Origin of the sequence: Yoonia sp. GPGPB17 (assembly GCF_037892195.1) — a bacterium.
GTDB lineage: Bacteria > Pseudomonadota > Alphaproteobacteria > Rhodobacterales > Rhodobacteraceae > Yoonia.
The window spans coordinates 1,522,406-1,534,062 of the sequence record NZ_JATACI010000002.1 but is presented as its reverse complement, the minus strand read 5'-3'; the positions used below and the strand labels follow the sequence as shown (position 1 = coordinate 1,534,062).

Sequence of the window (11,657 nt, the reverse complement as noted above, 5' to 3'; positions counted from 1 at the left end):
TCACAGCATATCCGGGTTCTCAAATCTGTCACAACGGCTTCCTGACGTGACAGCTACACCTACCGGAGCACATTTTCATGGCACGCAATAACTACATCTTCACTTCGGAATCTGTTTCCGAGGGGCACCCTGATAAGGTCTGTGACCGGATCTCGGATTCCATTCTGGACGCCTTCTTGACGGAGGAGCCTGAGGCGCGTGTTGCTTGTGAAACATTTGCCACAACAAACCGTGTTGTTATTGGCGGCGAGGTTGGATTGTCCGATCAATCCAAACTCAAGGATTACATGGGCCGGATCGAAGATATCGCCCGCGCCTGCATCAAAGATATCGGCTACGAGCAGGATGAGTTCCATCACGCGACCTGCGAAATCACAAACCTTTTGCACGGTCAGTCTGCCCATATTGCGCAGGGTGTGGATGCGGGTGAGAACAAGGATGAAGGTGCCGGCGATCAGGGCATCATGTTCGGCTATGCCACCACCGAAACGAAAGAGTTGATGCCCGCGCCGATCCAATATGCCCACGCGATCCTGCGACGGTTGGCTGAGGTGCGCAAGTCGGGCGAAGAACCCACATTGCGCCCTGACGCAAAAAGCCAGATTTCCCTGCGCTATGAAAATGCTGTGCCGGTTGAGGTAACGTCCATTGTATTGTCAACGCAGCATCGCGATGAAACACAGTCGAGTGCCGATATTCGCGACATCGTTGAGCCCTACATTCGCGAGGTGATGCCCGATGGTCTGATCACACCGCAGACTGAATGGTGGGTGAACCCAACAGGTACGTTTGTGATTGGTGGTCCTGATGGGGATGCCGGTCTGACAGGTCGCAAGATCATCGTGGATACCTATGGCGGCGCAGCACCGCATGGTGGTGGTGCGTTCTCTGGCAAAGACCCTACAAAGGTGGATCGTTCAGCAGCCTATGTGGCCCGCTATCTGGCCAAGAACGTGGTTGCGGCCGGAATGGCCGAGCGATGCACGATCCAGTTGAGCTATGCGATTGGTGTCGCAAAGCCCTTGTCGATTTATGCAGATACCCATGGCACGGGTGAAGTAGAACCCGCCGCGATTGAGCGTGCGATAGCCGATGTGATGGATCTGACGCCGCGCGGTATTCGGCAGCATCTTGGCCTGAATAAACCGATTTATGAACGCACTGCAGCTTACGGCCACTTTGGCCGTGCGCCAGACGCGGATGGTGGGTTCAGCTGGGAACGGACTGATTTGGTGGAGGCGCTGAAACGCGCGGTTTGATCAAGGGGCATGATCCAGACCCGCCTGATTGCACAGATGTCGCCTGCTTGTTAAAGCCCCGCCCATGAGCAAGACAAATCACCCCTCCGGCGCGCCCTGGCGCAATTTTTATGGTCGCTTCAAGGGCAAGACGATCCGCGCGTCCCAGCACGACTATCTGGAAAACGATCTGGCACCCTTGTCGCCGGGTGCGATCAGTTGGGATGAGAACCCGGAGCGCATGCCGCTTGATCTGACAGATGTCTTTGGCGACAGGGACATTTGGCTTGAGATCGGCTTCGGTGGTGGCGAGCATCTGATCCACATGGCCGAAACCTATCGTGCTGTGGGTTTGATCGGGTGCGAGCCGTTCATCAATGGCGTCGCCATGCTACTAGGTAAAATTCGCAAGGCGGATGTGGACAACCTGCGCGTCTACCCTGGCGATGTGCGTGATCTTTTTGATGTCTTGCCAGATGCGTCTCTGTCGAAAGTGTTTCTGAATTACCCCGATCCCTGGCCCAAAAAGCGCCACCACCGTAGGCGTTTTGTGACCCCAGAGCATTTGGTCCCGTTACACGGGGTGATGAAACCGGGCGCTGAACTGCGCGTCGCGACCGATATCAAAGACTATGTCCGCCAGACCTTGGAGCAGGTTCCGGCGCATGGGTTTGAATGGTTGGCGGAAGGGCCTGATGATTGGCGTAACCCGTGGGGCGACTGGCTTTCAACACGCTATGAGCAAAAGGCGCTGCGCGAGGGGCGCACGCCCCATTATCTGACGTTTCGCCGGACGTGAGCGCAGGACCCTCTGGGGAAGTTTTTTGTTAGCTGGATGGTGATGGGGGCGATGGACCCTGCCGGTGCCCTGCGTTATCAACCGCATGAATTGAGAAGGAAGTTTCCATGTCCGGCCACGGCACACCGATCCCTATGACCTCGCGCCCTTGCGGCCCGCTGACCGGTGAGGCGCATGTCCCCGGAGACAAGTCGATTTCGCACCGGTCGCTGATTTTGGGTGCGATGTGCGTGGGTGAAACCCATATTACCGGCTTGCTGGAAGGCGAGGACGTGCTGGATACTGGCAAAGCGATGGAAGCTCTTGGCGCGACAGTGACCAACCATGGTGGCGGTGAGTGGACGGTGACGGGCGTGGGTGTTGGGGGGGTTTGCAGAGCCTGATCAGGTCATCGACTGCGGAAACTCCGGCACGGGTGTCCGCTTGATTATGGGCGCAATGGCAACTTCGCCGATAACCGTGACCTTTACGGGCGATGCGTCCCTGAATGGCCGCCCGATGGGGCGGGTGACGGACCCACTGGCGCTTTTCGGCACACAGGCCGTTGGTCGTGCCGGTGGCCGTTTGCCAATGACATTGGTCGGGGTGGTTGATCCAGTACCCGTCCGCTACGTTGTGCCGATGCCCTCGGCACAGGTCAAATCCGCAGTGCTTTTGGCGGGTTTGAATGCGCCGGGTCAGACCGTCGTGATTGAGAAAGAAGCGACCCGCGATCACACGGAGCGGATGTTGAAAGGTTTCGGCGCGACTTTGACCGTCGAAGAAACGGGCGAGGGGCGCCTTATCACGCTGGATGGCCAGCCTGAATTGACACCGCAGACGATCGTCGTGCCGCGCGATCCGTCCTCGGCGGCATTCCCTGTTTGTGCGGCGATCATTACGCCGGGGTCGGATGTTCTGGTGCCGAACATTGGATTGAATCCAACCCGCGCAGGGTTGTTCACAACCTTGCAAGAGATGGGCGCCGACCTTGTTTTTGAAAACATGCGCGAAGAGGGGGGCGAGCCTGTTGCCGATTTACGGGCGAAGTTTTCGCCTGACCTGAAAGGCATTTCGGTCCCGCCAGCACGCGCGGCGAGTATGATTGATGAATATCCTGTCTTGTCTGTTGTCGCGTCCTTCGCTGAGGGGGTTACTAACATGCAGGGTGTCAAAGAACTGCGTGTGAAGGAAAGCGACCGGATTGATGCAATGGCCAAGGGTCTGCGCGCGGCTGGTGTCACCGTGGATGAAGGCCCGGATTGGTGGCAGGTCACAGGCTTGGGCCATGGCAATGTTCCAGGCGGTGTCACCGTTGCGAGTGAGTTGGATCACCGTATTGCGATGGCTTTCATGGTCATGGGCATGGCCACGCAAAAGCCAATGAGCGTCGATGATGGCAGCCCGATTGCAACTTCTTTCCCGATCTTTGAGGACTTGATGGGTGGTCTGGGCGCACAGCTGGTGCGCACCAACTGATGCGTTTCACGGTCGCCATTGACGGCCCTGCGGCTGCGGGCAAGGGCACGATTTCCAAGGCGGTGGCAGCGCATTTTGGGTTTGCCTACCTTGATACGGGGCTGTTGTATCGCGCCGTTGGCGCCAAGGTGCTGGCTGGTGCGGCCCCCATTGCGGCAGCGCAAACGCTCGATCCGGTTGATCTGGAAGATGACAGCCTGCGCACGCCGCAGGTGGCGCAAGCCGCCAGCGAGGTGGCTGCGATACCTGAAGTCCGCGAGGCGCTGATTGCGTTCCAGCAGAGTTTTGCAGCGCGTGAGGGTGGGGCTGTTTTGGACGGCCGCGATATCGGGACGGTGATTTGTCCCGGCGCGGATGTGAAACTCTTTGTGACGGCAAGCCCCGTATGCAGGGCAGAGCGCCGTTTCAAGGAACTGTCGGATAAAGGCATGGCTGTGACCTTTGACACCGTCTTGGCGGACGTCAAAGAACGTGATGCGCGGGATCGCAGTCGCGCTGCCGCCCCCCTTGTTCCGGCAGAGGATGCGGTTTTGCTGGATACGTCCGAGTTGACCGTTGAACAGGCCATCGCTGCCGCCGTGGGTGTCGTGACAAAGGCGCGTATCTAAGTTTCGTCATGTTGCAAAGGTTCACCAAAGCTTGCGTTGTTGGTGTATCATCTGCTGCACTAGTGTGAAGCAGAAGGAGTTGCCCACATGATCCGTATCCTCGCGCTAATAGCCTTTATCGTACCTGCCGCGGTCCGCGCCCAAGAGGCAGAGCCGCATATGACACTGCCGCGGATGGCTGAGATCGTGCTCGCATTGGATCCAGAGGCGCAATTGTCGGGTGCCGGATTTTCGCTTTCAATAGATGACATTCCGGTGCTGATCGTCACCGATGTGCGGGCCAACCGGATGCGTGCGATGGTGCCCATTCGGTCGGCTGAAACCATGACCGCGGAAGAAATGCAGCGGGTGATGCAAGCCAATTTCGACAGTGCTTTGGACGCCCGCTATGCTGTCGCTCAAGGCCAACTTTGGGGTGTATTCCTGCATCCGTTTAAAGAGCTGGAACGCGATCAGTTCATTTCTGGGGTGGCCCAGACGGTGAATGTGGCCAAGACCTACGGCTCGCTTTACAGCAGTGGTGCGGGCCAGTTTGGGGCAGGTGACAGCGGCAATCTGCAACAGGAGTTAATCGAAAGATTGCTGGAGAAGGGTCAAGAAATCTGACACCAGTGGTCTTATGACCTATCACATCGTTGACTTGGAAACCTGGCCGCGTGCGGCGCAGTTTCATTTCTTTCGCGGCTATCAGCAGCCGCACTATGCGACGACCACCCGATTGGATGTCACGCATCTGATGGCACGCAAGGCCGATGGCGTTTCGCCCTATCGTGCCTGTCTCTACGCCATCGGCGCGGGGCTGCATGCAGTGCCCGAGATGTGCATGCGGTTTCGCGGTGATGTGGTCGTGGCCCATGACATGATCACTTTGTCGATGACAGTGCCGACGGATGCAGGCAGCTTCGGCTACGCATATGTGCCGTTTGTCGCGAACTTCGATACCTTTGATACACAAGCGAAGGCACTGATTGATGAGGTCGCCAAAGGGGGCGTCTTGCAGGCGAATAGCGGTGAACGCGATGATCTGGCCTATCTGTCGTGCATGCCGTGGCTGGATTACACCTCAATCAACAATGCGTTGCCGGGTCCCGATGATTGTATCCCGCGCATCACATGGGGAAAGATTGTCGAACGCGAGGGCCGTCGTGACATGCCGATGACGCTGGAAGTACATCATGCGCTAGTGGATGGCGCACAGGTCGGTGCGTATTTTGCGGCTGTGCAGAAGGCTTTGCACGAGATTTGAGACTATACGTGTTGTGCTTCAGACACGCCAATGCCCTGAGGTAAGATATTTCTTCCACAGCGTCGTCCTTTCGACTACCGAATTGGTATGGCAAGCAAAAAGATAGACACACGAAGCTTGGGCCTGGACATTGGGTTGGCTTTTTCAAAATGGCTGACAGGGGCAGAAAACCTTCACTATGGCTATTGGGATGGCTTAGAGGTTTGTGCTGCGAATTTCGGGGCTGCACAGGTCGCGTATACGGACCTTGTGTTCGAGCGGCTGCCGGATGCTCCATGCCGCATTCTTGATGTTGGGGGCGGTGCGGGCGAAACCGCCCGCAAGCTGATCGCCTTAGGCCATCAAGTCGAGATTGTGATCCCGAGCGCCTTTCTTGCCAGCCGCTGCCGCGAGAACGCACCCGAGGCCGTCGTGCATGAGGCGACTTTTCAGGATGCGCAACTTGAGGGGCCGTTCGATGTGTGCCTCTTTTCAGAGAGTTTTCAATATATTCCGTTGGATCAGGGGATAGCGAAATGTCTGTCGCTTTTGGCATCGGGGGGACGGATCGTGATTGCTGATTGTTTTCGCAGCGAGACCTTCAATCCCGATGCTGTTCAAGCGACCGTCGGCGGCGGCCATCCGATCCGGAGGTTCCGCGATCTTGTGTTGTCTATGGGCCTATGTGTCAGTCAGGGGATTGATATCACTAAAGAAGTTGCCCCTTCGATTGATCTGGAACAGGGGTTGTTCAATGTGGTCGGCTACGCCGCTCAGAGGGTCGACCAACAAATGGCACTGCAGCGACCGCGGGCGCGCCGCATTGTGCACTGGGGGTGGCGTAGGTTGGTTGGCCCGCGTAAGCGGGCGCGGTTGTATCAGCGATTAAACCAGAAGACCCGGAATGCGGCGCATTTTGCGGCGAATAATACCTATCTGATGCTGGTGCTGACCCGCGCATAAGCCCCACGCGTGTAGCATGCTGCCCTATCGTCTTGAGGTAGGAAAAGTCCTTGCAAACATACCTCAACCCCCATATACGCCGCCCTGTCGAAGCGTCGAGACAGGCGCGGACGTGAGATGTGAGCGGGGTCGGTGTTAACCGGCCCTGTTGTTTTATGTTCCGCGGATGATGCCAGACCAAACCGAAACCCCAAAGACCGGCGGAGACAACCGCACGGCCCGTATAAAACCAAACGTTAGGAAAACGACGCCACATGGCTAACACAATGGAAGAGTTTGAAGCACTCCTGAACGAAAGCTTCGAAATGGACACACCCGCTGAAGGGTCAGTTGTCAAAGGCAAGGTTATCGCAATCGAAGCGGGCCAAGCCATCATCGACGTAGGCTACAAGATGGAAGGCCGCGTTGAGCTTAAAGAATTCGCAAATCCCGGTGAAGAGGCTGAACTGGCCGTTGGTGACACAGTTGAAGTGTTCCTTCGCCAAGTTGAAAACGCCCGCGGCGAAGCTGTTATCAGCCGTGAGATGGCGCGCCGTGAAGAAGCATGGGATCGTCTGGAGAAAGCATATGCTGACGAAGAGCGCGTCGATGGCGCAATCTTTGGCCGTGTCAAAGGCGGCTTTACTGTCGACCTTGGCGGCGCAGTTGCGTTCTTGCCGGGTTCGCAGGTTGACGTCCGCCCAGTGCGTGACGCGGGCCCATTGATGGGTCTGAAGCAGCCGTTCCAGATCCTGAAAATGGACCGTCGTCGTGGCAACATCGTTGTGTCGCGCCGTGCGATCCTTGAAGAGTCTCGCGCTGAACAGCGCGCCGAAGTCATTGGTAACCTGACTGAAGGTCAGGAAGTCGACGGCGTCGTCAAGAACATCACCGAATACGGTGCGTTTGTTGACTTGGGCGGTGTTGACGGTCTGCTGCACGTGACAGACATGGCATGGCGCCGTGTGAACCACCCCTCCGAAATCCTGACTATTGGCGAGACGATCAAGGTGCAGGTCATCAAGATCAACAAAGAAACCCACCGTATCAGCCTGGGCATGAAGCAGCTGCAGGACGATCCATGGGATGCGGTTGAAGCCAAGTTCTCACTCGGTTCTGTTCATCAGGGTCGCGTGACAAACATCACCGACTACGGTGCGTTTGTTGAGCTGGAAGCTGGCGTTGAAGGTCTGGTGCACGTGTCTGAAATGTCTTGGACAAAGAAGAACGTACACCCAGGCAAGATCGTCTCTACTTCGCAGGAAGTGGAAGTCATGGTTCTGGAAATCGACTCAGCCAAGCGTCGTGTTTCCCTTGGCCTTAAGCAGACACAGCGCAACCCATGGGAAGTCTTTGCTGAGCAGTTCCCTGAAGGCACTGAGGTCGAAGGCGAAGTTAAGAACATCACCGAGTTCGGTCTGTTTGTTGGTCTCGAAGGCGACATCGACGGTATGGTGCACTTGTCTGACCTGACATGGGAAGGCCGTGGCGAAGACGTGATCGGTGATTTCCGCAAAGGTGATGTTGTGCAAGCTAAGGTTGCTGAGGTTGATGTTGAGAAAGAGCGTATCTCGCTTTCCATCAAGGCGCTTGACGGTGACCCATTCGCAGAAGCCGTTGGCGGCGTGAAACGCGGTTCGGTCATCACTGTTGAAGTGACCAAGATCGAAGATGGCGGTATCGAAGTGGATTATGAAGGCGCGAAATCCTTCATCCGTCGCTCTGATCTGTCTCGTGACCGTGCAGAGCAACGCCCAGAGCGTTTCGGCGTTGGTGACAAGGTCGACGTGCGTGTGACCAACATCGACAGCAAGACCCGCAAGCTGGGTCTGTCGATCAAGGCGCGCGAAATTGCAGAAGAGAAGGAAGCGGTCGAGCAGTATGGTTCGAGCGATTCCGGTGCATCCTTGGGTGATATCCTTGGTGCAGCTCTGAAGGGCGACGACTAAACCTGATTTCACAGTCTGAATGAACTGGCCCCGTTGCAGGTGACTGCGGCGGGGCCTTTTCATGTGTGAGAGGGGTGCTTATGGAAACGACAATTTCGGGCCCGTGAGGTCACTATCCGTCAGGCGATTTGACGCCAGGATTGGTTGATAAGCTTTCAGGCTCGTGGCAACAGAACGTTGCTTGCAGATCGGGTCTTTTCCGAGGTCCCCATTGTCTGCAACCAATACTCAATCTTGCTGACAGTCTTTATGAATTGCGCGAAATTGTTCTCATGCTTGGCGGTTTTAGTGGGAAAACAGCGGAAACACGGTATTTCTTCGTGGGCACAAAATGCCTATAGTCATTTGATAAGCGGGGAGAAACCTGCTCGTGTGTGTGCGCTTACTGGTTGGGAGGCCAAAACATGATCCGTTCTGAACTGATCCAGAAACTCGCCGACGAGAACCCACATCTTTATCAGCGCGATGTCGAAAAGATCGTGAATACGATCTTTGAAGAGATCATCGAAGCGATGGCGCGCGGCGACCGCGTGGAACTTCGCGGATTTGGCGCATTCTCCGTCAAAAAACGCGACCAGCGCATCGGCCGCAATCCCCGTACAGGTGAAGCAGTTGAAGTTGATGAAAAGCATGTGCCTTTCTTTAAGACAGGCAAACTTTTGCGTGATCGGCTGAACGGCGGCTAGCGCCACAGTTGCACGTTATTTCTCTGTTCACCGCGTCTTGGAACTGCGGTATGCTGAATTCATGAAAACAATTCGCTATGCTTTTTGGGCTGTTATTGGCCTTTGTCTGATTCTGATTGGTCTTGCCAACCGTGACATGGTCACCGTGCGTGCTATGCCAGAGGCGCTGGGTGATCTTCTGGGTCTGTCCCCAGACATGCAACTGCCGCTTTTTGTTGTCATCTTCATCAGTGTTGGTGCCGGTCTGATGATCGGATTCCTGTGGGAATGGGTGCGCGAGCATCGCATCCGGTCCGATGCACGGGGCAAAGCCCGCGAGGTGGAAACACTGCGCCGCGAGGTTGATCAATTGCGCGGCGCTGCTGCAGGTGCCAAGAGCGAAGATGACGTTCTGGCGCTACTCGAAAAGACTGGCTGATGCCTGCGGGTACGCGGGTCAAGATTTGCGGGCTACGCGATGTGGTCGGCCTGAACGCGGCATTGGATGCCGGTGCGCAGTACATCGGTTTGGTGTTTTTTCCAAAATCTCCACGCCACGTCAGCATCACCGAAGCCGTTGCAATCGCGCGGGTCGCACCGCCGGGTGTAGCAAAGGTGGCGCTGGTTGTTGATGCAACGGATGCGCTGCTTGATGAAATCACTGGGGAACTCCCGCTCGATATCCTGCAATTGCACGGCAACGAAACTCCGGCGCGTGTGAGCGAGATACGTAACCGCTATCGCTTGCCAGTGATGAAGGCCGTGGGGGTTGCGGATGCGGGCGATCTTGACGCACTTGATACCTATGCCAAAGTAGCCGACCAGATATTGGTTGATGCGAAACCTCCTCAGAATGCAGCTCTGCCCGGCGGCAATGGACTGTCATTTGACTGGCGCCTGATCGCTGGCCGTCGCTGGCCCGTACCGTGGATGCTCGCTGGCGGTCTGACCCCGGACAATGTGGGCGAGGCGATCCGCCTCACAGGCGCCAAGCAGGTCGATGTATCGTCTGGGGTGGAACGTGCGCCGGGTGTCAAAAGCGCGGAGATGATTACAGCCTTTTGTGCGGCGGCCCGCATGGATTAACGCGGCGTTTACCGCGATATGCGACCGTTGCGTTATGACTGTGATTGCGTCCCATGTGTCACCTGAACGCTGGCTCAGGCAGATTTTTTCTTCACAGGCCGCCCGTGATGGTGGTGTTGTGCGGCGCAAATCCAGAGATATTGAACGGCTGATCGGGCGCGATGAATTTGAAGCTGAGTTGCGTCGCCGTGGATACCGCGCGGTGGAGAACGCCGGTCAGTACGTGATCTTCTGCAATTCCGAAGACATTCGGCAGGTGCGGTAAGCCAATTCCTTGAAAGGAATTGGGCAAGGCTTTTCCAAAAGCCTTGATCACCGCACCTGCGGCACCTTCAACGCTTTACGATCAATCACAGAATCGCTAGGTCTGGCGAGTGCGAAAAACAGCAGGTGTCCTATGGCCAACGATCTCTTTAACAGTTTCATGATGGGTCCCGACGAAAAGGGCCGCTTTGGCGACTTTGGCGGACGCTTTGTATCTGAAACCCTGATGCCGCTGATCCTTGAGTTGGAAGAGCAGTACGAGCATGCCAAAACAGATGCGGCTTTCTGGGCCGAAATGCACGATCTGTGGACCCATTATGTTGGGCGTCCTAGCCCGCTTTATCATGCTGAACGCCTGACCGAGCATCTGGGTGGTGCCAAGATTTATCTTAAGCGTGATGAGCTGAACCATACTGGGGCGCATAAGATCAACAATGTTCTGGGCCAGATCATCCTTGCGCGCCGCATGGGAAAGACCCGTATCATTGCTGAAACCGGTGCAGGTCAGCACGGTGTTGCGACAGCGACGGTCTGTGCCAAATTCGGCCTCAAATGCGTGGTCTACATGGGTGCGCATGATGTGGAACGGCAGGCGCCAAACGTTTTCCGCATGCGCCTTTTGGGAGCTGAAGTGGTCGCCGTAACATCCGGTCGGGGTACACTGAAAGATGCCATGAACGATGCACTACGTGACTGGGTGACCAACGTGCGCGATACATTCTACTGCATCGGTACGGTGGCTGGTCCGCACCCTTACCCGGCCATGGTGCGCGATTTCCAGGCCATCATCGGCAAGGAAACCAAAGAGCAGATGCAGGCCGCCGAAGGGCGTCTTCCCGACACACTGATTGCCGCCATTGGTGGCGGCTCGAACGCGATGGGCCTGTTCTACCCCTTTCTGGATGACAAAGAGGTCAACATCATCGGGGTAGAGGCAGGCGGCAAGGGCGTGAATGCCAAGATGGAGCATTGCGCCTCTCTCACCGGTGGGCGCCCCGGCGTGCTGCATGGCAATCGCACCTATCTGTTGCAAGATGACGTCGGGCAGATTCTTGAAGGGTTCAGCATTTCCGCCGGTTTGGATTATCCCGGTATTGGGCCAGAGCACGCCTGGCTGCACGACATCGGGCGGGCAAAATATGTCGCGATCACTGATGCAGAGGCTTTGGAGGCGTTTCAGTTGTGCTGCGCACAAGAAGGGATCATCCCGGCGTTGGAGCCTTCGCATGCACTGGCCCATGTGATGAAGATCGCGCCCGATCTACCCAAGGACCATCTGCTTGTCATGAACATGTGTGGACGTGGAGATAAGGATATTTTCACGGTTGCCCAGCACCTTGGCTTTGACATGAATACCTAACCAGACGCGTCTAAACTTTGGTTTAGACGCTTCTTTCTTGGGTTTACGCTATTCAGAATAAAC

At 56.3% G+C, this 11,657-nt stretch carries 12 protein-coding genes, 1 pseudogene and 1 riboswitch; of the genes and pseudogenes, 12 read left to right on the top strand and 1 reads right to left on the bottom strand.

Annotated elements, in window-relative coordinates; genetic code table 11:
* Positions 1–22: 22 nt before the first annotated feature.
* Positions 23–70: riboswitch (SAM-SAH riboswitch) on the top strand.
* A gap of 7 nt (positions 71–77) precedes the next feature.
* From metK to QTO30_RS08245, 11 genes and pseudogenes are all read left to right on the top strand, one after another.
* Positions 78–1,259 (top strand): methionine adenosyltransferase, encoded by a 1,182-nt coding sequence (gene metK / locus QTO30_RS08295; protein WP_340423710.1) that lies wholly within the window; start codon positions 78–80, stop codon positions 1,257–1,259.
* A gap of 64 nt (positions 1,260–1,323) precedes the next feature.
* The gene (trmB, locus tag QTO30_RS08290) at positions 1,324–2,037 is read left to right on the top strand and encodes a tRNA (guanosine(46)-N7)-methyltransferase TrmB (RefSeq protein WP_340423709.1); all 714 of its coding nucleotides are present in this window, start codon (positions 1,324–1,326) and stop codon (positions 2,035–2,037) included.
* Between the two features lie 107 nt (positions 2,038–2,144).
* Positions 2,145–3,495, top strand: a pseudogene (gene aroA, locus QTO30_RS08285) (3-phosphoshikimate 1-carboxyvinyltransferase).
* Positions 3,495–4,103: a (d)CMP kinase gene (gene cmk / locus QTO30_RS08280; RefSeq protein WP_340423708.1), complete on the top strand. Its 609-nt coding sequence runs from the start codon at positions 3,495–3,497 to the stop codon at positions 4,101–4,103. Before aroA ends, cmk begins: the two are co-directional and overlap by 1 nt.
* Before the next feature lie 87 nt (positions 4,104–4,190).
* Positions 4,191–4,709 carry a hypothetical protein gene (locus QTO30_RS08275; RefSeq protein WP_340423707.1) on the top strand — a complete coding sequence of 173 codons (519 nt, stop codon included), beginning with the start codon at positions 4,191–4,193 and terminating at the stop codon, positions 4,707–4,709.
* A gap of 13 nt (positions 4,710–4,722) precedes the next feature.
* Positions 4,723–5,349, top strand: coding sequence for a chloramphenicol acetyltransferase (locus tag QTO30_RS08270; protein WP_340423706.1), 627 nt, complete (start codon positions 4,723–4,725; stop codon positions 5,347–5,349).
* Between the two features lie 135 nt (positions 5,350–5,484).
* Positions 5,485–6,291: a class I SAM-dependent methyltransferase gene (locus QTO30_RS08265; protein ID WP_340423705.1), complete on the top strand. Its 807-nt coding sequence runs from the start codon at positions 5,485–5,487 to the stop codon at positions 6,289–6,291.
* Positions 6,292–6,545: 254 nt separating this feature from the next.
* Positions 6,546–8,219: a 30S ribosomal protein S1 gene (gene rpsA / locus QTO30_RS08260; protein ID WP_340423704.1), complete on the top strand. Its 1,674-nt coding sequence runs from the start codon at positions 6,546–6,548 to the stop codon at positions 8,217–8,219.
* A 404-nt stretch (positions 8,220–8,623) separates the two neighbouring features.
* Positions 8,624–8,905, top strand: a complete 282-nt coding sequence (gene ihfB, locus QTO30_RS08255) for an integration host factor subunit beta (RefSeq protein WP_340423703.1) — start codon at positions 8,624–8,626, stop codon at positions 8,903–8,905.
* A gap of 61 nt (positions 8,906–8,966) precedes the next feature.
* Positions 8,967–9,323, top strand: a complete 357-nt coding sequence (locus QTO30_RS08250; RefSeq protein WP_340423702.1) for a LapA family protein — start codon at positions 8,967–8,969, stop codon at positions 9,321–9,323.
* A complete protein-coding gene (locus QTO30_RS08245; RefSeq protein WP_340423701.1) occupies positions 9,323–9,970 on the top strand; it encodes a phosphoribosylanthranilate isomerase in 648 nt (215 codons plus the stop codon). The genes QTO30_RS08250 and QTO30_RS08245 overlap by 1 nt, the downstream gene beginning before the upstream one ends.
* Positions 9,971–10,061: 91 nt before the next feature.
* Here the strand turns inward: QTO30_RS08245 and QTO30_RS08240 are convergent, their stop codons facing one another.
* A complete protein-coding gene (locus tag QTO30_RS08240) occupies positions 10,062–10,286 on the bottom strand; it encodes a hypothetical protein (RefSeq protein ID WP_340423700.1) in 225 nt (74 codons plus the stop codon).
* A gap of 81 nt (positions 10,287–10,367) precedes the next feature.
* Here QTO30_RS08240 and trpB point away from each other — a divergent pair, with 81 nt between their 5' ends.
* On the top strand, positions 10,368–11,594 hold the full coding sequence (gene trpB, locus QTO30_RS08235; protein ID WP_340423699.1) for a tryptophan synthase subunit beta: 1,227 nt from the start codon (positions 10,368–10,370) through the stop codon (positions 11,592–11,594).
* Positions 11,595–11,657 lie beyond the last annotated feature (63 nt).

Coding starts and splice junctions, on each gene's coding strand:
- QTO30_RS08245 (WP_340423701.1), top strand. CDS start 9,323: ATGCCTGCGGGTACGCGGGTCAAGATTTGCGGGCTACGCGATGTGGTC.
- metK (WP_340423710.1), top strand. CDS start 78: ATGGCACGCAATAACTACATCTTCACTTCGGAATCTGTTTCCGAGGGG.
- QTO30_RS08270 (WP_340423706.1), top strand. CDS start 4,723: ATGACCTATCACATCGTTGACTTGGAAACCTGGCCGCGTGCGGCGCAG.
- QTO30_RS08275 (WP_340423707.1), top strand. CDS start 4,191: ATGATCCGTATCCTCGCGCTAATAGCCTTTATCGTACCTGCCGCGGTC.
- QTO30_RS08250 (WP_340423702.1), top strand. CDS start 8,967: ATGAAAACAATTCGCTATGCTTTTTGGGCTGTTATTGGCCTTTGTCTG.
- rpsA (WP_340423704.1), top strand. CDS start 6,546: ATGGCTAACACAATGGAAGAGTTTGAAGCACTCCTGAACGAAAGCTTC.
- ihfB (WP_340423703.1), top strand. CDS start 8,624: ATGATCCGTTCTGAACTGATCCAGAAACTCGCCGACGAGAACCCACAT.
- trmB (WP_340423709.1), top strand. CDS start 1,324: ATGAGCAAGACAAATCACCCCTCCGGCGCGCCCTGGCGCAATTTTTAT.
- trpB (WP_340423699.1), top strand. CDS start 10,368: ATGGCCAACGATCTCTTTAACAGTTTCATGATGGGTCCCGACGAAAAG.
- cmk (WP_340423708.1), top strand. CDS start 3,495: ATGCGTTTCACGGTCGCCATTGACGGCCCTGCGGCTGCGGGCAAGGGC.